We start from the raw sequence: 22,267 nt of genomic DNA, 5'->3' as shown, positions 1-22,267 counted from the left end.
ATGTCCGGATTCCTGGCCTCAGTCGTCGCCAAGGCCGCGGCTCTCCTGCTCGAAGCACTCGTCATGCGCATCGTCCAGGCCCTCGCCCTTGCGATGATCCGGCGTGGTGGTCTCCTGCCCGCCTGAAATCCCGCGCCCGGCGCACCGCCCGCGCCGCGCCGCGTCCCGGCACCCGACGGCACCCGAGCCCTGCCCCGTGGTCTGTCCATGGCCTGCCCCGTGGTCTGCCCACAACCGTCTTCGGCCCCCGGCACGGCCCGCTCTCGGTCAGCGGGCCCGGCTGTTGATGAGCTGGGCGACCTTGCGGTGCTCGGCCGAGCGCAACACCCGCTCCGCCTCGTCGGGGTCGGCGACCGGCGCCTTCACCAGCAGACCCCTCGCGGCCTTCAGCTTCAGCATCCGCCGTACCGACTGGTCGAGCCGCGCGGTGGAGATCTTCCCCGACCGCACCGCACCCAGCAGCGCCTCGTACGCCTTGGAGTAGTTCGGCGGCATCAGCAGCATGTCGGCCCCCGCCTGGATGGCCCGGACCGCGACCTGGCCGTCGCCGTACTTCTTGCGCACCCCGGCCATGTCCAGCGCGTCGGTCGAGACGACCCCGTCGAAGCCGAGCTTCTCACGCAGCAGGCCGGTCAGGATCGGCTTGGACAGGGTCGCCGGGTCGCCGGACGGGTCGAGCTTGGGCATGACCACATGGGCGCTCATGATCGCGTCGATGTCCTTGCCGATGGCGGCGGCGAACGGCGGGGCGTCCAGCTTCTCCCACTGGGACAGGGAGTGCTGGATCACCGGCAGCCCGGTGTGGCTGTCCACGTTGGTGTCACCGTGACCGGGGAAGTGCTTGGCCGTCGAGGCGATGCCCGCGTCGTGGAAGCCCTGAACGGCGGCGGCGACCATCGGCGCGACCTTGCGGGGGTCGGAACCGTAGGCGCGGGGGCCGATCACCGGGTTGTTCGGGTTGATGTTCACGTCGGCGACCGGGGAGAAGTCGAGGTTGACGCCCAGCGCCTTCAGCTCGGTCCCCGTCACCTTCGCGGCCCTGCGTGCCAGCGACGGATCGCCGGTCGAGCCGATCACCGACGCTCCCGGCATGTCGGTGACCAGCGGCGCGAGGCGCGAGACCCGGCCGTTCTCCTGGTCGGCGCCGATGAGCAGCGGAACCCTCGGGGACGCCTCCTGCAGCCCGTTGGTGAGCGCGACGACCTGCCGGACGCTCTTGACGTTGTTCGCCCAAGGAAACAGGATCACGCCTCCTGGCCGGTACTTCGCGATCATCTTCGCGGAGGTGTCGACGCCGTAGCGCGCCCGGTTCTCCGCCGAGGGCGTGTCCGCCGCGGGGCCGTACAGGACCGGCATGAAGAGCTGCCCGACCTTCTCCTCAACGCTCATCTTCGCCAGGACGGCCTCGACCCCGGAAGCGGCGGGGGACGAGGATGCCTGGGCCGCGGGCGTGCCGGGAGCTGCGGAGGTCGAAGGAGCCGCGGAGGTCGAAGGAGCCACGCCATCCGCCGCCTGGTCCGCAAGGCCCGCCTGGCCCGCGGGCCTGACGGGCGCGGACGCCCCCGTGGCGGCACACCCGGCCACCATCGTCGCGATCACTGCGAGACCCGTCATGCGAATACACCGAACCATGGGCTCCACGCTATCCGCGCCGAAGACCCGACACGCCGCGCCCCTCCCACCTCGCCGTTCTCCCGGAGAGCCGAACCTCCCCGCGCGCGGGGCCGGACCCCCTCCGCGGGCCGGCCTCTCAGAGGGCCAACCCGGCCAGCCCTGGCAGATGGGCGCGGGCCGCGCCGCGCGCCTCCCTCGGGGAGGTGGTGGCCAGCGCCGCCTGCGCGGCCAGCATGCACTGCTCCTGGGTGTGCAGCGACAGCGCGGCCCGTACGGCGGGCAGCGCGGCAGGCGCCATCGACAACGAGGTGACGCCGATTCCGACCAGCACGCAGGCCAGGACCGGATCCCCGGCCGCCTCCCCGCAGACCCCGCACTGCTTGCCCTGCTCGGCGGCGCCGTTCGCGGCCATGAGGACGAGCTCGAGCAGCGCGGGCTGCCAGGGGTCGTGCAGCGTGGTGAGCCCGCCGACCTCCCGGTCGGCCGCCAGGGCGTACTGGGCCAGGTCGTTGGTCCCGATCGAGAAGAAGTCGGCCTCGGCCGCCAGGTCGGAGGCCCGCAGGGCGGCCGACGGGATCTCGATCATCACTCCGGCCGAGGGGATCCCGGCCTCCCTGCAGGCCGCCACGTACCAGGCGGCCTCTTGTCTGGTGGCCACCATCGGGGCCATCACCTGGAGCCTGGCCGACGACTGGGACGCGGCCCTGGCCAGCGCCCGAAGCTGGGTGTTCATGATCTCTGGATGCTTTTGGAAAAGCCGCAGTCCGCGCTGTCCGAGCGCGGGGTTGGGTTCCGCGCCCGGCGGCGGCAGGAAGGCCAGCGGCTTGTCCGCTCCCGCGTCGAGTGTCCGCACGACCACCCGGCTGCCGGGAAAGGCGTTGAGCACCGCCAGGTACGCGGCGACCTGCTCCTCCTCCGTGGGCGCCTGCGTCCTGTCGAGAAAGAGGAACTCGGTGCGGTAGAGCCCGACGCCCTCGGCCCCGTTCCGCAGCGCGCCCTCCACGTCGCGCGGCCCGCCGACGTTGGCCAGCAGCGGCACGACGTGCCCGTCCGAGGTCGCTCCCGGCCCCGTGGCCGCCGCGAGCACGGACTGCCTGGCGGCGGCGGCCCTCGTCACCGTGGTCACCTCCTCGTCGGAGGGCGCGAGCCGTACGAGACCGGAGAAGCCGTCGACCAGCACCTGGGTCCCCGCGGCGATCGAGGCCGCTCCCTGGCAGGCCACGACGGCGGGAACGCCCATCGCGCGGGCGAGGATCGCGGTGTGGCTGGTCGGGCCGCCCTGCTCGGTGACGAACGCGGCGACCACGTCCCTGGACAGCGCCGCCGTGTCGGCGGGCGCCAGGTCACGGGCGATGAGGACGTACGGCTGCGCCCCCTTCTCCGGCAGGCCCGGCGCGGGCAGCCCCTCCAGCACCACGACGACCCTGTCCCGCACGTCGTCCAGATCGGCGGCGCGCTCCCCGAGATATCCCCCGGCTCCGACGAGCATCTCGCGGTATCCGCCGAATCCCTCGTAGACCGCGAGGGCGGCGGTCGCGCCCGCGTCGATCAGCGTGGCGACCCCGACGGCGAGCCCGGGGTCGCGCGCCATCAGCGCCTGGGCCTTGAGGATCTCCTGTGCCTGGCCGCCCGCCCTGGCCCCCCGTTCCTCCAGGTCGGCGGCCACCCACTCCAGTGCGGACGTGGCCCTGGCCCGCTCCGCCTCGGCGTCCCCACCGTGACGGGCGCCGGGATCCGGCGCGGGGACGTCGCGGGAGAAGACGTATCCGGGCCCGAACCCGACGCCCGGACTCACGCCGACCCCCGCGAGCGTGTTCATGGGGCCGATGCGATGAGTGCAAGCTCGTCCAGCAGCTCGTCGGCCCCCTCGCCCTCCGCTTTGATCATCACGGTGTCTCCCTGCCGGACGTCCAGGGACAGGACCGCGAGGATGCTCTTGGCGTTCACCGGCTCACCGCCCCCTTTGGCGACGGTGACGTCCAGTGATGCCCTGGCCGCGGTCTGCACGAACGTCGCGGCGGGGCGGGCGTGCAGGCCGACCTCGGACTCAACGGTGACTTGGCGCTGGGCCACGTGCTCCTCCTGCAAGAGTCGGCCGTGCGGTCTAGACCGCCCGGCTCATCGTATGGTGGATGGAGGCCAGTCGACCGTCGTCAGGTCGGTGACCACGAGGTCCGCCTCGGCCAGCTCCGCGCCCGCGTGGGTCGTCGCTATGCCCACGCATGTCATACCCGCCGCCTTGGCAGCCGCAATCCCGGCGATCGAATCCTCGAAGGCGACGCACCGTAAGGGATCGACCGCCAGCCGCGCCGCGGCCAGCAGGAAACCCTCGGGATCCGGCTTACCGACGGTGACGTCCTGGGCTGACACGACGGTCAGCACGAGGTCGCTCACCCCCACCTCGGCGAGCCGCTTCTCCGCCACGTCCCGGGAGGCGGAGGTGACGACGGCGACCCGCGCGCCGTACTCGGCGACCCTGCGCACCAGGTCCGCGGCGCCCGGCACCGGCGTGACGTCGGGCAGGCCCGGGTGATCGTGGAAGGAGAGGAGCTCCGCGATGAGGTCGTCGATCCGCGCGCCGGGAAAGAGACCGGCCCGCTCGGCCAGGACGTCGCGCCCCCGCCGCCCGATGAACCCGCGGAGCACGCCGTCGTCGTGGCTCACCCCGTGCCTGTCGAGCAGCATGGCCCACATGGCCTGGCTTCGGCGCTCGGTGTTGATGAGCGTGCCGTCCAGGTCGAACAGCGCAGCGTCCATGATCGCCCCCGCCTAAAGATCGTCTCCGCCTTCGCGGGCCGTATGCCTCGCGAAGGGCTCATGTCCACCGGAAGAGCTCGTCTCCCGCGTTCACCGGACCCTCGGCGATCCTGGTGACGGCTTCTTCGACCGCGTCAAGCGCCACGACCGGGCAGACGGGGCAGCGCCCGCCCGCCTCGACCTGGGCCGGGTTCCAGGCGACCACGGGCTGCCCCGCGTCCACCAGGTCTCCCTCCACCGCGAGCAGTTCGAAACCCTCGCCCTTGAGCTGGACGGTGTCGATGCCCAGATGGACCAGGACCCCCCGGCCGTCGTCGCCGACGACGACGAAGGCGTGCGGGTGCAGCTTGACGATCTTACCGGCGATGGGCGCGACCGCCTGGCCCGGCCCCCTCAGCGGTTCGATCGCCAGTCCCGGCCCGACGAGGCCCTGGGAGAACACCGGGTCGGGAACGGCCCAGAGGCCTACAGCTGCTCCCGGAACCGGGGCCAGAACTGTGGTCATCACACCCCCTCGGCTTCCTCGCCCCGCGGGGCGAGGACGACCCGGCGCTCCTCAGCCGATGATGTCCTCGATGTCGCTGGCGATCGTGTCCGCTTCGGGCCCCACGACCACCTGGACGATGTTGCCCGCGGCCATCACTCCGTGCGCGCCGGCCGCCCGCAGGGCCGCCTGATCGACCTTGGAGGCATCACGCACCTCGGTGCGGAGCCGGGTGATGCACGGTTCGATCTCAATGATGTTCTCCGCGCCACCGAGTCCCGCGATGATCGCGTCGGCGTCAGCCGCCATGTCGTCCTCCAGTCGTCATCGGTCTTTGACCAGGCTAAACGACACGAGAGGATCAGTCGGTCTGGGTCACCTTGTTGAGACCTCGGGGGGCGTCCGGATCGATGCCGAGCCTGCGCGCGAGGGCCTCGGTCAGCAGCTGTCCCGGGACGATGAGGGCGAGCGGGGCGACCCATTCGGGAAGGTCGGGACCGTTGAGCGCGGCGGTCGAAGCCGCGGCGAGCGCGGTGCCACCGCCGACGGTGAAGGCGGAGGCGCCCGCGCCGGTGACCCGCTCGGCGAGCGCGATCGTCCCGGCCAGAGTCGGGCCCTCACCCGCCGCGACCAGGATGGCGGGGGTGTCCTCGTCGACCACCGCGATCGGGCCGTGCAGCAGGTCCGCGTACGACAGGCCCATGGCGTGCAGGTAGCAGGCCTCCTTGAGCTTGAGCGCCAACTCAAGCGCGGTGGAGAAGGCCAGGCCACGGCCGGAGACCACGACGCCGGGCTTGTCTGCCAGGCCCTCGACGATCGCCTCGAGGTCGCCGGGCTCGGCGATCAACTTCTCCACGGCGTCCGGCACCCGCTGCAGGTCCGCGGGGTTGACGTCGGCGCCGAGGCCCAGGCCAAGCACGGCGAGCGCGGCGAGCTGGGTGGTGTAGGTCTTGGTCGCCGGGACGGCCTTCTCCTCACCTGCGAGGGTGCACAGGGCCAGGTCGGCGGCCTGGGCGAGGGGGCTCTGCTCGCCGCCGTTGGTGATGGCGACGGTCCTGGCTCCGCAGGCCTTCGCCCAGGAGAGGGTCTCGACGATCTCCTCGGTCCTGCCGGACTGGGAGAGCGCGACGGCCAGCACCCCGTCGAGGTCCACCTTGCGCTTGTAGGTGGTGGCGATCGAGGGCGCGGCCAGCGTGGACAGACGGCCCGTGTGTGCCTCAGCGAGATAACGGCCGTAGACTGCGGCATTGTCGGAGGTACCGCGGGCGATGAACAGCAGCTGGCGAGTCTGCCCCGCGAGTTGTTCCACCTCCCCGACCCTGGGGAGGAGGGCGTCCAGCGTGGCTCGCAACGCAGCGGGCTGCTCAGCGATCTCGCTGCGCATCTTGGTCGTCATCGCTCATCCTTCGTTCGGACTGACGAGATCGGGCCGTTATCGATCCGTCGCCGGTCCGTACATTGACACCCTTTTCCGGCCTGTGGTCTAGTCCGGACTAGACCAGTACGAACCATAACTCATCAGTACATCCCAGATCGAGAGGGGAGGATCCCGTGGCCCAGATCGATCCGGACAGTCCCGTGCCCAAGTATTTTCAGCTTCGGGAGATCCTGCTCGACCTCATCGAGAGCAACGAGCTGGCGATCGGCGCGGCGATCCCGTCCGAGCGCGAGCTCTGCCAGCGCTTCGAACTGTCCCGCATGACGGTACGGCAGGCGGTCGACCACCTGGTCTCAGAGGGCAGGCTGCAGCGCGTCGCGGGCAAGGGCACCTTCGTGGCCCGCCCCAAGATCGAAATGGCTCTCCGGCTGACCTCCTTCAGCGACGAGATGCGTGCCCGCGGCATGGAGCCCGGCTCGCGCGATCTGGACCGCCGGGTGGTCAGGGCCAGCGCGCACCTCGCCAGGGAGCTCGGCATCCAGCCGGGAGACGAGGTCCACTTCATCGAACGGCTGCGCACCGCGGCCGACGAACCCATGTGCATCGAGCGAGCCCACATCCCGGTGTCCCTCGCACCTGACCTCGACACCCACGACCTGACGGGCCGTTCCCTCTACGCCCTGCTCGAGAGCCGCTACGGGCTGATCCTCGACGCGGGCGAGCTGACCATAGACGGCGGAATCGCCGACCCCGGCGATGCCGACCTCCTCAAGTTGCCGCGCGGCGGGGCTGTGCTGCTGCTCCAGCGCCGCTCGTTCGCCGGGGGCATCTGCGCCGAACTCGGAGTCTCCACCTACCGGGCCGACCGCTACCAGCTCCGTACGATCCTGGAGACACCGGCGCGCCGTACCTGACCTCCTCCCTTCCCCACCCCCTGGAGGAAAGTCCGATGAGTTCCCCCTCGACGGATGCGGCCGTTCCCGCCGCACCCTCGACCGGGTCCGCCGTAATGGGCGTGCTCCAGCGTCTGGGACGTTCCCTCATGCTGCCGATCGCCGTCCTGCCCGCCGCGGGCCTGCTGCAGCGGCTCGGGCACGACGACCTCGTCGGCCGCACGGACAACGCCCTGCTCGACGACGTCGCCCACGTCCTGGGCACCGCGGGCGGCACCCTCTTCGACAACCTGCCGGTGCTGTTCGCGGTCGGGGTGGCGATCGGGTTCGCCCGCAAGGCCGACGGCTCGACCGCGCTCGCCGCGCTCGTGGGATACCTGGTCTTCCACGCGGTCAGCATGACCATGTTCTTCGACCTGTTCGATCCGGAACTGAAGAAGACGATCTCCAAGGAGCTCTTCAACCCCGCCCACCCCACCGTCCCCGACGTGGTGATCAACCTCGGCTCTCAGAACCCGACCCGGGTGCTCGGCGGCGTCGTCATGGGCTTGGTCTCCGCGCTGCTGTGGCAGCGGTTCTACCGGACCAAGCTGCCGACCTGGCTGGCCTTCTTCAGCGGACGCCGCCTGGTCCCGATCATCACCGCCTTCGCGGGCATGGTCATCGGGGTGTGCTTCGGGTTCGTCTGGCCGCTCATCGGCAACCTGGTGGGCCTGTTCGGCAACTGGCTCGGCGCCCACAGCATCGTGGGCGCCGGGATCTACGGCATGCTCAACCGCGCACTGCTCCCGCTGGGGCTGCACCACATCGTCAACAACGTGGTCTGGACCCAGGTGCCGAGCTGCGTGGTCGACGGCAAACAGCTCGCCGGAGACCTGATCTGCTTCAACAACGGCGCCCCCGGCTACGGCGGTTTCGAGGCGGGACTGTACCCGGTGCTGATGTTCGGCCTGCCCGCCGCGGCGATCGCGATCTGGCGGGCCGCGCCGCCGCACCGCCGCACCGCGGTCGGCTCGATCATGATCTCCGCGGCGCTCACCGCCTTCCTGACCGGCATCACCGAGCCGATCGAGTTCGCCTTCGTCTTCGTGGCCCCGATCCTGTTCGTGGTGCACATTGTGCTGACCGGCATCTCTCTTGCGATCGCCTCAGCACTGGGCGCCAAGCTCGCCTTCACCTTCTCCTCGGGACTGATCGACCTCGGCCTGTACGGCACCGCCTCCAATGCCAGGGGCGTCCCGATCATCATCGGGATGGGCCTGATCTACGCGGTGATCTACTACACCGTGTTCAGCTTCCTGATCAGGAAGCTGAACATCATGACGCCGGGCAGGGAACCGGAACCGGACATCGAATCAAGTTCCTCCGGCGAGCCCGCGACCACGACGGAGCCGGAGAAACCCGTGGAACCGGGAGAAGCGGCCGGATCGGGGGCGCGAGAAGGGCAAGGAGGACTGGAGAGGCAGGCCTGACCTTCTCCGCCACCGGACGGCCTCCCGTTGTGTATCCGCGGCGCCCGGTGGTAGATACCAACCATCCCCCTGCCGCGAGACGCAGGGGGGCGGAGAATGAGCACGGCAGCCGTGGAGCACGGCCCGTCGGGATGGTCGTCGGCTCTGGCGATCCTCCAGCGCGTCGGGCGCTCGCTCATGATGCCCATCGCGGTGCTGCCCGCCGCCGGGCTCCTGTTCAGGTTCGGCCAGGAAGACCTGCTCGGGCGAACGGACAACCGCTTCCTCGACCAGGTCGCGGGCGTCTTCGCCGCCGCGGGCGGCGCGCTGTTCGACAACCTGCCACTGCTGTTCGCGATCGGCGTCGCGATCGGGTTCGCCCGCAGGTCGGACGGCTCGACCGCGCTCGCCGCGCTCGTCGGCTATCTCGTCTTCGACCGGGTCACCAAGACGCTGTTCTTCAGCGCGGTCCCGACCTCCCAGGTGTACAAGAAGATCGCGTTGACCGTCGTCGGCCCCGAGGGGCGGCCGGTGCCCGCGCTCAACCTCGGCGTCCAGAACCCCACCGGGGTCCTGGGAGGCATCATCATCGGCATCACCGCCGCCCTGCTCTGGGAGCGGTACTACCGGATCAAACTCCCCGCCTGGCTCGCCTTCTTCGGCGGTCGCCGGTTCGTCCCCATCGTCACCGCCGTCGCCGCGATGATCCTCGGCGTGATCTTCGGCCTGCTCTGGCGTCCGGTCGGCGACTGGCTCGCGAGCGTCGGCGACTGGCTGGCCGCGCACGGCACGGAGGGCGCCGGGGTGTACGGCGTGGCCAACCGCCTGCTCATCCCGATCGGCCTGCACCACTTCCTGAACACGATCGTCTGGTTCACCCTCCCTGAGTGCCATGCCGGTGTGGACGGCGCGACCAAGAACGCCGCGGGCGACCTGAACTGCTACTTCGCGGGCGAGCAGGGAGCCGGGATCTTCATGACCGGTTTCTTCCCGGTGATGATGTTCGGCCTGCTCGGAGCGGCCATCGCGATGTGGCGCGCGGCTCCGAAGGAGAAACGGGCCACCGTGGGCGGCATCATGCTCTCGGCCGGCCTCACCTCGTTCGTGACCGGTATCACCGAACCGCTGGAGTTCGCCTTCATCTTCGTGGCGCCCGTGCTGTTCGTGGTGCACGCGCTTCTCACCGGGGTTTCGATGGCTCTGATGTCCGAGCTGGGGGGCAGGCTCGGCTTCACCTTCTCCGGGGGTGCCATCGACATGCTCCTCAACGCGGGCAAGTCCAACACCCACAGGCTCGGCCTGATCATCGTCTTCGGGCTGATCTACTTCGTCGTCTACTACCTGCTGTTCACCATCCTGATCAGGAAGCTGAATCTGGCAACCCCGGGCCGCGAGCCGGACGAGGCCGACGCGTCCGCCGGGACGGCCACCGGGCCCCCGGCACCGTGAGCGCGGCCTCGGGCCACCGTACTCCGGGATCCGGCCGCGCACTGGGACCCGGCCGCGCATCGGACCCGGCCGCGCGCCGGGTTTCGGCTGTCCGCCGCTGGGCGGGGACCGCGCCGGAACCCGACCGGTCACGGACGGGCACCGCTCCAGCTTCAGGTGATCTTCTCCGCCTATCCGGGTGAAACACCGTCCACCACGAAGAAGCTGGCGGCCGTCGTATCTGGCCGGAAGGCCGGAAACTCCTAGCTGTGTCAGGCCGCAGAGGAGAATCGGAGTCATCATGTCGCGCCCCCCACGCCCCGTACCGCTCCCCCGTGTCACGCCGCCCCCTGCTGGGGAGCCGCCGTACGACGACGAGCGCCCGCTCTCGGAGGCCTCCGCCGCGCCGCCGTACGTCCAGGGTGCGCTGGCCCTCGCCCTCGACCCCGGGGAGCCTGAGGCTCGACGGCCACTGATCTGGGGGCCGCCGGGGGCGATCCCCGACGAACGGCGGCTGCGGGCCCTCTGCCAGGCCGTCGCCGAGATCCTGGCGGGTATGAGGCCGCCTTCGAGTGTCTCCTCCCACATGACCGACCGGGCGAAGGCCGAGCTGGCCAGGAGCGGCAAGATCATGAAGTGTGCGCGGCTCCCGCTGGTCGGCACACCCCACGTGTCCCAGCCACGCGACGGGGTGGTGGAGATGTGCGTCCTGGTGCGCTGCGACGACCGGTCGCGCGTGCTGGCACTGAGGCTGGAGCGCAAGGGCGTGCAGTGGCTGTGCACGGACGTCGAGGCGGCTCCCTGACACAGCCCGGATGCTCCGAAGGCGCGCGGGAGAGGCATGGAAAAGGCATGGAAAAGGCATGGAAAAGGCGGAGGGCCCGCACGATCGTGCGGGCCCTCCAATGACGCTCTCCAGCCGGAGGCCGTACGGCCCGGGAGCCGGGCCGGTGGTTCGCCGGAGGTCTCCGGCGAGGATCCCGGTCCGGGACCGCCTGGCGGGTGGCTCAGGCGGGGATCCCCGGTCCTGCGGTCAGCCCTCGAGGTTCTTGGGGTCGCCGTGGCAGCGCTTGTACTTCTTGCCGGAGCCGCAGGGGCACGGGGCGTTGCGCTCGACGTTGCCGTAGGCGTCGCGCTCGGCCTTGGTGCTGACCCTGGTGTGCTCGATCTCGCCGCTCTCCCCGGGCGCGGTGTACTCCAGCTCGGAGGGACGCTGCGGGCCGCGCAAGCCGCGGGCGATGATGGAGCGAGTCTCGGCGACCGCCTCGTCCTCCTCCGCCTGCTGCTCCTCGACGATCGGGTTGGTCTGCACCTCGACCTCGAGGTTGAACAGGTAGCCGACCGACTCCTCCTTGATGCCCTCGAGCATCTGGGAGAACATCTCGAAGCCCTCGCGCTGGTACTCGATCAGCGGGTCGCGCTGCGCCATGGCGCGCAGGCCGATGCCCTCCTGGAGGTAGTCCATCTCGTAGAGGTGCTCGCGCCACTTGCGGTCCAGGACCGACAGGATGACCCTGCGCTCCAGCTCCCGCATGGTCTCCGCGCCCAGCTCCTCCTCGCGACGGTCGTAGGCGGCCATCGCGTCGGCCTTCACCCGCTCGCCGAGGAACTCAGCGGTGAGCTCCTCACGGCCACCCGCCTCCTCGATGAGCGTGTCCATGCCGAGAGTGATCGGGTAGAGCTGGCCAAGCGCCTTCCACAGCTTGTCGAGGTCCCACTCCTCGGCGAAGCCCTCCGCGGTGGCTCCCGCGGTGTACTCGTCGATCACGTCGTTGATGAAGCCGCGGATCTGCTCGTGCAGGTCGGCGCCCTCAAGCACCCGGTGACGCTCGGCGTAGATCACCTTGCGCTGCCGGTTCATGACCTCGTCGTACTTCAGAACGTTCTTACGGATCTCGAAGTTCTGCTGCTCGACCTGGTGCTGAGCGGAGGCGATCGCCTTGGAGACGATGCCCGACTCGATCGGGACGTCGTCCGGGATGCTCAGCCGCGTCATGATCATCTCGACTCTGGCCGAGTTGAACAGGCGCATGAGGTCGTCCTCGAGCGACAGGTAGAACCGCGACTCACCCGGGTCGCCCTGACGGCCGGAACGGCCGCGGAGCTGGTTGTCGATGCGCCGCGACTCGTGCCGCTCGGTTCCCAGCACGTAGAGGCCGCCCAGCTCGGTGACCTCGTCGTGCTCGGCCTTCACGGCCTCCCTGGCCTTCTCAAGCGCCTCGCCCCAGGCCTTGTCGTACTCCTCCGGAGTCTCGACGGGGTCCAGGCCGCGGCTGCGCAGCTCCAGGTCGGCGCGGAAGTCGGGGTTACCGCCGAGCATGATGTCGGTGCCTCGACCGGCCATGTTGGTGGCGACGGTGACGGCGTGCTTGCGCCCGGCCTCGGCGATGATCGCCGCCTCACGAGCGTGGTTCTTCGCGTTGAGGACCTCGTGCTTGACGCCCTTGCGCTTGAGCTCCTTGGCGAGACGCTCGGACTTGGCCACGCTGGTGGTGCCGACGAGGACCGGCTGGCCGTTCTCGTAGCGCTCCTTGATGTCCTCGACACAGGCAAGGAACTTGGCGTCCTCGGTCTTGTAGACCACGTCGGCCTGATCCTTACGGATCATCGGCCGGTTCGTCGGGATCGGGACGACGCCGAGCTTGTAGGTCTGGTGGAACTCGTTGGCCTCGGTGGCTGCCGTTCCGGTCATGCCGGACAGCGTGCTGTAGAGGCGGAAGTAGTTCTGCAGCGTGATCGTGGCGAGAGTCTGGTTCTCGTCCTTGATCTTCACGCTTTCCTTCGCCTCGATGGCCTGGTGCATGCCCTCGTTGTAGCGGCGGCCGTGCAGGACTCGACCGGTGAACTCGTCGACGATCAGGACCTCACCCTCGACGACGATGTAGTCCTTGTCCTTCTTGTAGAGCTCCTTGGCCTTCAGCGCGTTGTTGAGGAAGCCGACCAGGTGGGTGTGCTCGGGCTTGTAGAGGTTGTCGATCCCGAGCCAGTCCTCGACCTTCTCGACGCCCGACTCGAAGATGCCCACGGTGCGCTTCTTCTCGTCGACGGAGTAGTCGCCGGTGTTCTCCTCGCCGTCCTTGCCCTCGGTGCCCCTGCGGAGCCTGGGCACGATCTTGGCGAACTCGGCGTACCACTTGCCGGACTGCTCGCCGGGACCCGAGATGATCAGCGGCGTCCTGGCCTCGTCGATGAGGATCGAGTCCACCTCGTCGACGATGCCGAAGTTGTGACCGCGCTGGACACACTCATCCAGCGACCAGGCCATGTTGTCGCGCAGGTAGTCGAAGCCGAACTCGTTGTTCGTGCCGTAAGTGATGTCGGCGTTGTACTGCTTGCGGCGCTCGTCCGGCTGCATGTTCGCCAGGATCACGCCGACCTCGAGGCCGAGGAAGCGGTGGATGCGGCCCATCTCGTCCGCGTCACGCTTGGCCAGGTAGTCGTTGACCGTGATGACGTGGACGCCCTTGCCCGAGATGGCATTGAGGTAGGCGGGGAGCGTACAGGTCAGGGTCTTGCCCTCACCGGTGCGCATCTCGGAGATGTTGCCCATGTGCAGGTTGGCCCCGCCCATGATCTGCACGTCGAAGTGACGCTTGCCCAGCACGCGCCGGGAGGCCTCGCGAACGGTGGCGAAGGCCTCGGGAAGCAGGTCGTCGAGCGACTCGCCGTTGGCATGGCGCTGCTTGTATTCGGCGGTGAGCGCGCGCAGCTCGGCGTCGGTCAGGCTCGTGAAGTCGTCCTCAATGGAGTTGACCTGGTCGGCGATCCGCTTGAGCTTACGCAGAAGCTTGCCTTCGCCTGCGCGAAGAATCTTATCGAGAAAGGCTGGCACTTTAGGTAAGGCTCCTCGCAGGTCTTCCGTGGCCGGGCGGCTCCGGATGAGGACGAGACATGGTTCTCCGCTGCCATCGTAGGCGGTTCTACCACCGGACACAGCCACCCTGAAAGACGCTCTTCGTGTCCGCGGAGTTCCCAGCACCCTTTTCATAGAGACTAGTGCTCACCTTAAAGGGTATGTCGGTTTGCGGACGTGTATGACGGCGAGTAAGACCGCCCGGCGCGTCGCGACCTGGGAGGAGCCGCCGCCATGACCGATGACGGGCCCCGGACGGAGGACAGCCCTCTCACGAGCCCCGGCTTCCCCATGAGTTCCGGCTCCTCCGCGGGCTCCGGCTCCCCCAGCTCCGGCTCCCCCGTAGGATCCCTCACGCCCAGCTTCTCCGCAGCTCCCGGCTTTCCCGCGGATCGTGGCACCCCGGAGATCCGAGCGGACTCCAGGAGCCAGGAAGACTCTGGAAACCACGGGGGCAGCGCCTCGTCGTGGCTGGCCGTGACCGTCCTCGTGCTCGGTTTCGCCATCGGCGGCATCGGTCTGTGCGCGGGTCCCGACTGGTTCGTGTTCTGGGTGGGGGCGGCCATCTGCGGCATGGGCGGGATTCTGCTACTCACCTTCCGGGTCTTCCGTGACGTCGTCCTCGACAGTCCGCGGGCGCCGTACGCGTCACGCGAGGAACACTGAGGGCATGGAGGGCACGGGCCGCCCCAACGCCCTCACAACACCGTCATAGCAATTTTGTCGGTGTGGAACGTTAGCCTCTGGGGCATGCTGACGTGTTCCCTCTCCCCGGCCCGGTCATGACGCTCACCCTCTCCGCCGACGAGGCCCGCCGAGTCATCCTGCGCGCCCAGGGCTTCCTGGGGGCCGACGCCCGACACGGTGGCGCGACGGCCACCCTGCGCCGCCTCGGAGCGGTCCAGCTCGACACGATCTCCGTCCTGGCCCGCTCCCACGAGCTCATCGCCTACGCCCGTCTCGGCGCCGTCGACAAACGGAAAATCGAGCAGGCCTACTGGGACGATCCGGCCCGCGCCTTCGAATACTGGTGCCACGCCGCCTGCATCCTGCCGATCGAGGACTGGCCCCTCTACGCCTTCCGCAGAAGGCACATGCGCGCCTGGAAGCACCGCGGTGCCGACATCCCCGCCGCCATGGACAGGGTGCTGGAGCAGGTCCGCGAGATCGGCCCGGTCACCACCGCCGACATCGGCGGCAGCAGGAAGGGGGGCGGGTGGTGGGACAGGTCGGACACGAAAATCGCCGTCGAGTGGCTGCTGAACGCGGGCGACGTCGTGTGCACCCGCCGCACCGGCTGGCGCCGCGTCTATGAGCTGACGGAGCGGGCGGTCCCGGCCCATCTGCTGGCCGAGGACCTCTCCGATGCCGAGTGCATCACCCGCCTCGCCAGGATCGCGGGCCGCGCCCTCGGTGTGGCCACACGCGCCGACCTGGTCGACTTCCTCCGCCTCAGGGCCCCGGAGGCCGCCCTCCTCGACAGCGCGCTCCTCGACGGCACGGCGGGCCTCGTTCCCGTGCGCGTCCCGGACTGGCCCGAGCGCGCGGCGAGCGCCTGGGCCGACCCCGCCGCCCTCGACTCTGAGCCAAAGGGACGGCACCGCACGACGCCACTCTCGCCCTTCGACTCCCTCGTCTGGGACCGGGCGCGCACCGCCCGTGTTTTCGGTTTCAACCACCGCCTGGAGGCATACGTCCCGAAGGACAAGCGCGTCCACGGCTACTTCACCATGCCGGTGCTGGCCGGAGGGCGGCTGATAGGCCGGATCGACCCGGCCCGCGAGGGGGCGACCCTGGTCGCGCGCCAGGTCGGCGTTGAGGCCGGCGTCAACCCACGCAAGGCCGCGGAGGGGATGGCCGATGCCCTGTGGGAGGCCGCGGGATGGGTCGGCTGCGACGACGTGCGCGTCGACCGCGTCGACCCTCGGCTCGCCGCCCCGCTGCTTGAGGCCCTGATCCGCTGATCCCGGCCCCTCCTCGCCGAGCCTCCCGGGAACCGGGAGCCGGTCGGCCGCAAGGCGAAGGCCCGGGTGTGGTGACCGGAACTCCGGTCGCCACACCCGGGCCTTCGGGGTGGATCACCCCTGCCGGTCCTGCGGAGGAATCACCTCACCAGGACCGTCAGGTGATCTCGAGCATCCGCTCGCGGACCGCGTAGACCACCGCCTCCATCCTGGAGTGGAGCTGCAGCTTGTCCAGGATGTTGCGGACGTGGTTCTTCACGGTGTTCTCCGAGATGAACAACTGCTTGGCGATCTCGCGGTTGTTCATGCCCTTCGCGACCAGGCGAAGCACCTCCATCTCCCGGTCCGTCAGACGCGGGACCGGGAGCTGAGGGGGCCGCTCGGCCTCCTTGCGGCTCATGTTGGCGAACTCGGTGATCAACTTGGCGGCCATCGCCGGGTTGATCAGCGACTGTCCTTCGTGGACACCGCGCACGGCCTCGGGAACCTCGTCGAGCTGCACGTTCTTCAGCAGGTAGCCGGTCGCCCCCGCCTTGATCGCCTCGAAGAGATCCTCCTCCTCATCGCTCACCGTGAGCATTATGATCCGCGTGCTCGGCACCGAGGCCTTGATCTCACGAGCGGCCTCGATGCCGCTCCTGCGTGGCATCCGGACGTCCATGAGCATGACGTCCGGGGTGAGGCGGTCGGCGAGTTCGATCGCCTCCTGCCCATCGCTCGCCTCACCGACCACCTCGATGTCCGTCTCCGCGGTCAGCGCCATCTCCAGGCTTCGGCGGATCAGCGCGTGATCGTCGACGATCAGCACGCGGATCGGGTCGCCTCGCCTGGCAGGGCGGGTCGCTTCGTCGGGTTCCGTCACGCCTCCTCCTCGGGGGGGCCAGAGCCGTTGGACCGCCATGATTACATGGGTTCCGGGTCCTCGGGTTGGTCGGAGAGGATCTTCGAAGGTGCCCGTCAGGATTCGACGAGCCGCAACACGCCGTAGTTGTAGCCTTGCCGGAGGTACACGACGCTCGGCTGCCCGCTCTCCTTGTCGCGGAACAGGTAGAAGTCGTGCCCGACCAGCTCCATCTCCAGGAGTGCCTGGTCGATGGTCATCGGGTCGGCCTCGTGATACTTCTCACGGACCACCAGCGGGCCGTCACCGTCCATCTGGATCGGGACGATGGTCTTGTCCTCGGAGTGATCGACGTCGTCCCCACGCCCGGCCGCCGTCTGCCTGACGGGTTCGAGGTGGACCTGCATGGCGTCGGCCTCGAAGGACTCGGCCAGCGCGGTGGCGGTGAGCTCGGCGACGGAAGGGGGACAGTGGTTGCCGTGGTGGATCTTGCGTCGGTCGGCGAGGCGCCGGAGTCTTCCTTCCAGCTTCCCGAGCGCTATGTCGAGTGCGGAGAAGCGGTCGTCGGCGGCGGCCTCGGCGCGCACGGCCGGGCCTCGCGAGTGGATGGTGAGCTCGACCCGCTCACGCGGTCCGTTGATGCGCCCGTTGGTCTCTCTGGTCACCTCCACATCGACACTGATGAGTTTGTGGTCCAGACGCTCGATCCTGGCCAGCTTGGTAGTCACGTGGTCTCGGAATCGGTCACTCACTCCGGTGTGCCGACCCTTGACGATGATTTCCATGCACAGCCCCCCTTCGAACTTCGGCGGTGGTACAGCGGCACCCGCTCGGCCGACCTGGTCTTCGTCCCCACATCCGCCTGCTGAGGGTTTCGCAGCTCTTTGCCACTACATGCCCTTCTCTTCTGGCGAGGAACATCTGGCTCCTCGGGAAGGCAGGACTTACCTCTAAGCCGCACCGTGATCGATCGACGAAAAGTCGTCTTACGTGGACCGTTTAGCCTGCGGCTGGCATCGGCTAGCCAGGCCGGCCCCCTTGTGGGGGTCGGTCCGGCGCAACCACGGACCCGAGCGGGTGCCATGGCTCAGACGCTATCCGCATCCCGGCCGAATGTCAGCCTGGGAAGCCCTCGAAGGATCACTTTGCGTGATCCTCACAGGAGCTGTCAGGGGTCGGGGAGCGCTTCTACGGCGGGGCGATATCCCTATATATGAACGCTTCTCATATCCACCCATCAGCGGCAAACTCCCGACCAGGACAGGAAGGTGTGACTCCGAGGTGATGGCTCGCCGCACCACTCCCTCACCGTCGGTGACCGCCGGAAATCCGCTCTCTTCGGCGTGTCGCGGCGACCGTGGCGGCGAGCGGGACGGCGATCCCCGCCGCCCGCAGGGCCCTGGCCGCCTCGGCGAGCGTTGCCCCGGTCGTGACGATGTCGTCGACCAGCACAACCACCCCTGAGTCGCCCCAGAATCCCGGCACAGAGCCGTTCCGGTTAACCGTAACCCTGAATGCCCGAGAGAGATTCTCGGCCCTCTGGAGCGAGCTCAGCCCCGCCTGGTCGGCGACACGGCGGCGCTGGACGAGCATCCTCTCGACCGTCGCGGGCCATCCGGCCGCCTGGAGGTAGGCGGCGGCCAGCCCGGCGAGCCGGTTCACCGGGTCGTGCCCGCGACGCCTTCCCGCGGAGCGGGAACTCGGCACGGGGACGAGGACGACGGGACGCTTTCCCGCCGCGGTCGCGACCGTGAGCGCCAGCGCTCCGGCCAGCGGGCGGGCGAGGGCCGTACGGCCGCGCTCCTTGTAGGCGACGACGGCCCGTCGCACCGCGCCGGTGTAGACGGTCGCCGACCAGCACTCGGGCAGGCCCGGCGGGGACGGGTCGGGCATCCTGCGCCCCGGCTCCCCGTACAGCTCCGCGGCGCAGCGGGAGCAGAAGAGGGCGCCGGGTGCGTCACATCCGGCGCAGCGGGGCGGCAGGACCAGGTCGAGCAGAGCGGTCGGCACGGATTCACCGTGCCAGGCGCCACTGACAAACCACGGGACCGCCCACCACGACGGCCCCTCCGAACCACAGAACCACCCACGACCACGGCCCCGCCGAACCGCCCTCACCGTCAGCCCAGGGGGTAGGCGGGAACCGAAGGACCGTGGTCGGCGAAGTCCGTCGTTCCGTTCTCGTTCTTGACCAGGGGTTCCCACTTGGCATAGGTCCAGTAGAGGATCTGCTGTTTGCCGTCGTCCTCCCTGGCCCCGGCGAGCAGGGATCCGTCCAGCGCGGTGATGCTCTGGATGCGCGGGTCCGAGGCCAGGGTCTTGGGCTCGTCGATGAGCGAGGCCTCAAGCAGGTTGGACTTGCCGGTCAGGACGTACAGGGTCTTGCCGTCCTTCCACGCGATGTCCTCGATCGTCTGCTTGCCCTCGATCGGCACGACGACCTGCAGGTTGGCGATGCGGGTCGCGTTCCCCCTGCCGATCACGGTGCCGATCTTGACCTGCTCGCCCGCGCCGTCCTTCACGACCACCGCGACGTGCACGCCGTCCCGCGCGACCTTGAACGACTTGACGTAGACGGTGTCCAGGTCGGGGGCGGAGACCGGGTACCGCTGCCCGTCGCGGATCCGTATGACCTTCGAGGTGTGGTCGTCGGGCCGGTCGACCGTCCACAACGTCTGGTAGCGGTCCCAGCACGGAGGAGCGAGGGACTCACCGGTGACCCACTGCTGCCACTCGCCGCCCGTGGCGAGCGGCGCGACGGAGATGCCCCTGCCGTTCGCGGAGAGCGTGGCCACCTGCGCGTGGGCGCTGATCGCCGGACGGGTCCTCGTGCTGTCCTTCTGCCCGGCCCTGCCGAGCACGGGCTGGCCGGTCTTCTCGTTGCCCAGCAGCCACAGCGAGTCGTCGGCCAGGTAGTACGGGTAGATCTCACCGGGGGCCATCCACGGGTCGAACCTCGTCTGCTCCTGGGCGTCGACCGTGAGCGGGCTGTCGGTGTAGTACGGCTCGCCCCCGACCCTGACCTCGAAGCCCCACCCTCCCTTGGTGAGCCCGGCCAGCGTCCCGGCGAGCTGGGCCGTCATCGGCCCGACGAGGTCGGAGGCGACCTTGTTGGACAGATCGACGACGACCCGGTTGTCCTCCGTGGTGACGTCGATGAGCCGGGTGCCGTCGAAGGCGGAGCGCACCGCGCCCTTGAGCGAGCTGCTCGGCCCTCTGAGCAGCCGCTCGACCGTCGTCTTCGCGAAGTTCGAGGTGGGGTCGATCGGCACCCTGACCTGGTCGACCACCAGGCCCTTGCGTTCGTCGTCGAGGAAGTACAGGTCCACCTTGAGGTAGGCGCGCTCGGCGTCCGCCTCCGACAGCAGCAGCCCGGGGGGCGCACTGTCGATACGCCATCCGTTGGGGCCCTTGACGAGGATGAAGGGCTCGTTCAGCGGACCGCCGCTCGGCCGGTAACGGCCGTCCTGGTCGATGAGCGCCGTGACGGTGCCCTTCAGGATGACCCGGGTGTCCTTCTCTCCCACCTGCACGGAACGGGGATCGCCCTGTTTGTAGACCGTCACCCCGCTCTGCGGGTCCCAGGTCCTGGCGAAGTCCTCCGTGAGGTACTGACGCGCCACGTCGCGCCTGGGGTCGTCGATGCTCGCCATCGCGGCCATGAACCCGCTGACGACCTGGTCGGCCGACCAGGTCGGGTTGGGCGGCACGGCGATCACTCGCGCGTACGGGTCGCCGAGCGGGTTGCCCTTGCTCCCGCTCTCCCCGACGATGGACCTGCCCCCGATGGGGATGACGGAGCAGGACGCCGTCCCGCAGGCCAGCGCGACCAGCAGGGCCGTCGTGCCCACGCGCCTTCCCGCCCTAGTCAGCATCACGTCCCCCGTCGGCGGCGGCCGGTGAGAGGACCGGCGTCATCTGCCCTCGCCACGTCCGCCGCATCTCGACCTCCGGCGGAACGAGCGGCAACGGCGACCCCCGCAGCGGCGCCCCGGCGACCCTGGGCAGCGAGAGCCTGAACTGCGAACCCTCCCCGTGCGCCCCCCACGCCTGCAGCCAGCCGCCGTGCAGCATGGCGTCCTCACGAGAGATCGCCAGGCCGAGGCCCGTACCGCCGATCGTCCGCGCGCGGGAGGGGTCTGCCCGCCAGAAGCGGTCGAAGACCATGTTCTCCTCCCCCGGCTTCAGGCCGACCCCGTGGTCCCGTACGGCCACCGCGACCGCGTCGCGGTCCGCCCCGACGGAGACGACGATGTCGCGGCCCTCGCCGTGCTCGATCGCGTTGAACAGCAGGTTGCGCAGGATGCGCTCGACCCGGCGGCTGTCCATCTCCGCCATACAGGCCTCGCCGGGAAGGCGCAGGTCAAAGCGGGTCGAGTGACGCTCGGCCAACGCCTCGGAGTCGGCGACCGCGCGCAGCACCACGTCCCTGACGTCGACCGGCTCGACGTCCAGCTCCGCCGCGCCCGCGTCGTAGCGGCTGATCTCCAGCAGGTCGGCGAGCATCGACTCGAACCGGTTCAGCTGGTTCTGCATCAGCTCGGCCGAGCGCGCCGCCATCGGGTCGAAGTCCTCCCGGGCGTCGTAGAGCAGGTCGGCGGCCATCCGCACGGTGGTCAGCGGGGTGCGCAGCTCGTGCGAGACGTCGGAGACGAACTGCCGCTGGACGTGGGACAGCTCCTCCAGCTGGTGGATCTTCAGTGCCAGGGTCGCGGCCATCTCGTTGAAGGAGGCGGCCAGGCGGGCCAGGTCGTCCTCCCCCCTGACCTTGAGGCGCTCGTCCAGATGGCCTGCGGCCAACCGTTCCGCGGCCTGGCGGGCCAGCCGTACCGGGGTGACCACCTGACGGGTGACCAGCGAGGAGATGGCGGCCAGCAGCAGCACGAGGGCGGCGCCGACGAGGATGAGCATCTGCCTGACCGAGGTGAGGTTCTTCTCCTCCTCCTCAAGCGGGATCAGGTGGTAGATCTCGTATCCGTCGCCCAGCCCGGTCCCGTAGGTGTCGAGACGGGTGCCGATCACCAGGCCGGGCACCGTCCCCGGCCTGTCCATGTACCGCAGCCCCCAGTACTGGGTGCTGTCCTCGTCCGCCGGCTTCCTGAGCACCTCCTCGCGCAGCTTCGGTGGGACGCTGCTCGGGTCGATGTTCGTGGTGCCGTAGAACTCCCACGGCAGGTTCTCGTTTCGGATGATCACCGAGTATCTGACCGCGGGTCCCGCCCGTCCCGCGAGCGCCGCGAGCGCCTGGCCGAGCATGCTGTCCGCGGCGGGCTGGGGCCCCTGCCCCGGGTCGGTCGGGGGCTTGGCGGCGTCGCCGTTCTGCTGGGTCAGGTAGACGAGCACCGCCTTACGGTCGGCCTGCGCCTCACTCCTCGCCGCGCGGTCCCTGGCCCCGAGGATGGTCGTGCTGATCGACTGCATGAGGAAGACGCCGAGCACGGCGACGACCGCGATGGAGATGACCATCGTGCTGGTGACCACGCGCAGCTGAAGAGAGCTCCGCCAGACCCTGCGCCCCCCGCCTGCGGCGCGCCTGGCCCGCCGCCGGACACCTCTGACCAGCTGCGGGAGGGTGCGGCGGCGCTTCTTCTGAGTAGGCATGTC

Annotated in this window: 20 protein-coding genes; 7 read left to right on the top strand and 13 right to left on the bottom strand. The window is 69.5% G+C overall.

The window, feature by feature from the left end:
- Window positions 1–126 carry a hypothetical protein gene (locus tag AB0395_RS32175; RefSeq protein ID WP_366287603.1) on the top strand — a complete coding sequence of 42 codons (126 nt, stop codon included), beginning with the start codon at window positions 1–3 and terminating at the stop codon, window positions 124–126.
- Window positions 127–267: 141 nt separating this feature from the next.
- On the opposite strand, the gene nagZ is transcribed toward AB0395_RS32175, so the two are convergent.
- The 7 genes from nagZ to AB0395_RS32140 all read right to left on the bottom strand — a co-directional run bounded on the left by nagZ (window position 268) and on the right by AB0395_RS32140 (window position 6,251).
- Window positions 268–1,614: a beta-N-acetylhexosaminidase gene (gene nagZ, locus AB0395_RS32170; protein ID WP_366287601.1), complete on the bottom strand. Its 1,347-nt coding sequence runs from the start codon at window positions 1,612–1,614 to the stop codon at window positions 268–270.
- Between the two features lie 136 nt (window positions 1,615–1,750).
- Entirely contained in the window at window positions 1,751–3,433 is a 1,683-nt protein-coding gene (gene ptsP, locus AB0395_RS32165) for a phosphoenolpyruvate--protein phosphotransferase (protein ID WP_366287599.1), read from the bottom strand.
- Window positions 3,430–3,687: an HPr family phosphocarrier protein gene (locus AB0395_RS32160; protein WP_366287597.1), complete on the bottom strand. Its 258-nt coding sequence runs from the start codon at window positions 3,685–3,687 to the stop codon at window positions 3,430–3,432. The genes ptsP and AB0395_RS32160 overlap by 4 nt, the downstream gene beginning before the upstream one ends.
- Before the next feature lie 45 nt (window positions 3,688–3,732).
- Window positions 3,733–4,371: an HAD family phosphatase gene (locus AB0395_RS32155; RefSeq protein ID WP_366287595.1), complete on the bottom strand. Its 639-nt coding sequence runs from the start codon at window positions 4,369–4,371 to the stop codon at window positions 3,733–3,735.
- Between the two features lie 58 nt (window positions 4,372–4,429).
- Window positions 4,430–4,876 (bottom strand): PTS glucose transporter subunit IIA, encoded by a 447-nt coding sequence (locus AB0395_RS32150; RefSeq protein WP_366287593.1) that lies wholly within the window; start codon window positions 4,874–4,876, stop codon window positions 4,430–4,432.
- A 51-nt stretch (window positions 4,877–4,927) separates the two neighbouring features.
- Entirely contained in the window at window positions 4,928–5,164 is a 237-nt protein-coding gene (locus tag AB0395_RS32145; protein ID WP_366287591.1) for a PTS glucose/sucrose transporter subunit IIB, read from the bottom strand.
- A 52-nt stretch (window positions 5,165–5,216) separates the two neighbouring features.
- On the bottom strand, window positions 5,217–6,251 hold the full coding sequence (locus AB0395_RS32140; protein WP_366287589.1) for an SIS domain-containing protein: 1,035 nt from the start codon (window positions 6,249–6,251) through the stop codon (window positions 5,217–5,219).
- Between the two features lie 155 nt (window positions 6,252–6,406).
- On the opposite strand from AB0395_RS32140, the gene AB0395_RS32135 reads away from it, so the two are divergent.
- The 4 genes from AB0395_RS32135 to AB0395_RS32120 all read left to right on the top strand — a co-directional run bounded on the left by AB0395_RS32135 (window position 6,407) and on the right by AB0395_RS32120 (window position 10,810).
- The gene (locus tag AB0395_RS32135) at window positions 6,407–7,147 is read left to right on the top strand and encodes a GntR family transcriptional regulator (RefSeq protein WP_366287587.1); all 741 of its coding nucleotides are present in this window, start codon (window positions 6,407–6,409) and stop codon (window positions 7,145–7,147) included.
- Between the two features lie 35 nt (window positions 7,148–7,182).
- Complete coding sequence (locus AB0395_RS32130) at window positions 7,183–8,598, top strand: PTS transporter subunit EIIC (RefSeq protein ID WP_366287585.1); 1,416 nt, start codon at window positions 7,183–7,185, stop codon at window positions 8,596–8,598.
- 96 nt (window positions 8,599–8,694) lie between these two features.
- On the top strand, window positions 8,695–10,026 hold the full coding sequence (locus AB0395_RS32125; protein WP_366287583.1) for a PTS transporter subunit EIIC: 1,332 nt from the start codon (window positions 8,695–8,697) through the stop codon (window positions 10,024–10,026).
- A 280-nt stretch (window positions 10,027–10,306) separates the two neighbouring features.
- Window positions 10,307–10,810 (top strand): Rv3235 family protein, encoded by a 504-nt coding sequence (locus AB0395_RS32120; protein WP_366287581.1) that lies wholly within the window; start codon window positions 10,307–10,309, stop codon window positions 10,808–10,810.
- Between the two features lie 228 nt (window positions 10,811–11,038).
- On the opposite strand, the gene secA is transcribed toward AB0395_RS32120, so the two are convergent.
- Window positions 11,039–13,837, bottom strand: coding sequence for a preprotein translocase subunit SecA (gene secA / locus AB0395_RS32115; RefSeq protein ID WP_366287579.1), 2,799 nt, complete (start codon window positions 13,835–13,837; stop codon window positions 11,039–11,041).
- A gap of 255 nt (window positions 13,838–14,092) precedes the next feature.
- On the opposite strand from secA, the gene AB0395_RS32110 reads away from it, so the two are divergent.
- Window positions 14,093–14,524: an HGxxPAAW family protein gene (locus tag AB0395_RS32110; protein ID WP_366287577.1), complete on the top strand. Its 432-nt coding sequence runs from the start codon at window positions 14,093–14,095 to the stop codon at window positions 14,522–14,524.
- Window positions 14,525–14,616: 92 nt separating this feature from the next.
- The gene (locus AB0395_RS32105) at window positions 14,617–15,822 is read left to right on the top strand and encodes a crosslink repair DNA glycosylase YcaQ family protein (RefSeq protein WP_366287575.1); all 1,206 of its coding nucleotides are present in this window, start codon (window positions 14,617–14,619) and stop codon (window positions 15,820–15,822) included.
- Between the two features lie 157 nt (window positions 15,823–15,979).
- Here the strand turns inward: AB0395_RS32105 and AB0395_RS32100 are convergent, their stop codons facing one another.
- From AB0395_RS32100 to mtrB, 5 genes are all read right to left on the bottom strand, one after another.
- On the bottom strand, window positions 15,980–16,684 hold the full coding sequence (locus AB0395_RS32100) for a response regulator transcription factor (protein WP_366287573.1): 705 nt from the start codon (window positions 16,682–16,684) through the stop codon (window positions 15,980–15,982).
- A gap of 95 nt (window positions 16,685–16,779) precedes the next feature.
- Entirely contained in the window at window positions 16,780–17,448 is a 669-nt protein-coding gene (gene raiA / locus AB0395_RS32095; protein ID WP_366287571.1) for a ribosome-associated translation inhibitor RaiA, read from the bottom strand.
- A gap of 520 nt (window positions 17,449–17,968) precedes the next feature.
- Complete coding sequence (locus AB0395_RS32090; protein ID WP_366287569.1) at window positions 17,969–18,673, bottom strand: phosphoribosyltransferase family protein; 705 nt, start codon at window positions 18,671–18,673, stop codon at window positions 17,969–17,971.
- A gap of 110 nt (window positions 18,674–18,783) precedes the next feature.
- Window positions 18,784–20,514, bottom strand: coding sequence for an LpqB family beta-propeller domain-containing protein (locus AB0395_RS32085; protein ID WP_366287567.1), 1,731 nt, complete (start codon window positions 20,512–20,514; stop codon window positions 18,784–18,786).
- A 13-nt stretch (window positions 20,515–20,527) separates the two neighbouring features.
- A complete protein-coding gene (mtrB, locus tag AB0395_RS32080) occupies window positions 20,528–22,264 on the bottom strand; it encodes an MtrAB system histidine kinase MtrB (RefSeq protein WP_366287565.1) in 1,737 nt (578 codons plus the stop codon).
- Window positions 22,265–22,267 lie beyond the last annotated feature (3 nt).

It is taken from the genome of Streptosporangium sp. NPDC051023 (assembly GCF_040689595.1).
Lineage (GTDB): Bacteria > Actinomycetota > Actinomycetes > Streptosporangiales > Streptosporangiaceae > Streptosporangium.
The sequence above is the reverse complement of the archived record's forward strand: the minus strand, read 5'-3'. Positions and strand labels throughout refer to the sequence as shown.

Excerpts from the sequence above, each read along its gene's own strand:
- AB0395_RS32175 (WP_366287603.1), top strand. The coding sequence starts at position 1 with ATGTCCGGATTCCTGGCCTCAGTCGTCGCCAAGGCCGCGGCTCTCCTG.
- nagZ (WP_366287601.1), bottom strand. The coding sequence starts at position 1,614 with ATGACGGGTCTCGCAGTGATCGCGACGATGGTGGCCGGGTGTGCCGCC.
- ptsP (WP_366287599.1), bottom strand. The coding sequence starts at position 3,433 with ATGAACACGCTCGCGGGGGTCGGCGTGAGTCCGGGCGTCGGGTTCGGG.
- AB0395_RS32155 (WP_366287595.1), bottom strand. The coding sequence starts at position 4,371 with ATGGACGCTGCGCTGTTCGACCTGGACGGCACGCTCATCAACACCGAG.
- AB0395_RS32150 (WP_366287593.1), bottom strand. The coding sequence starts at position 4,876 with ATGACCACAGTTCTGGCCCCGGTTCCGGGAGCAGCTGTAGGCCTCTGG.
- AB0395_RS32145 (WP_366287591.1), bottom strand. The coding sequence starts at position 5,164 with ATGGCGGCTGACGCCGACGCGATCATCGCGGGACTCGGTGGCGCGGAG.
- AB0395_RS32140 (WP_366287589.1), bottom strand. The coding sequence starts at position 6,251 with ATGACGACCAAGATGCGCAGCGAGATCGCTGAGCAGCCCGCTGCGTTG.
- AB0395_RS32130 (WP_366287585.1), top strand. The coding sequence starts at position 7,183 with ATGAGTTCCCCCTCGACGGATGCGGCCGTTCCCGCCGCACCCTCGACC.
- AB0395_RS32125 (WP_366287583.1), top strand. The coding sequence starts at position 8,695 with ATGAGCACGGCAGCCGTGGAGCACGGCCCGTCGGGATGGTCGTCGGCT.
- AB0395_RS32120 (WP_366287581.1), top strand. The coding sequence starts at position 10,307 with ATGTCGCGCCCCCCACGCCCCGTACCGCTCCCCCGTGTCACGCCGCCC.
- AB0395_RS32110 (WP_366287577.1), top strand. The coding sequence starts at position 14,093 with ATGACCGATGACGGGCCCCGGACGGAGGACAGCCCTCTCACGAGCCCC.
- raiA (WP_366287571.1), bottom strand. The coding sequence starts at position 17,448 with ATGGAAATCATCGTCAAGGGTCGGCACACCGGAGTGAGTGACCGATTC.
- mtrB (WP_366287565.1), bottom strand. The coding sequence starts at position 22,264 with ATGCCTACTCAGAAGAAGCGCCGCCGCACCCTCCCGCAGCTGGTCAGA.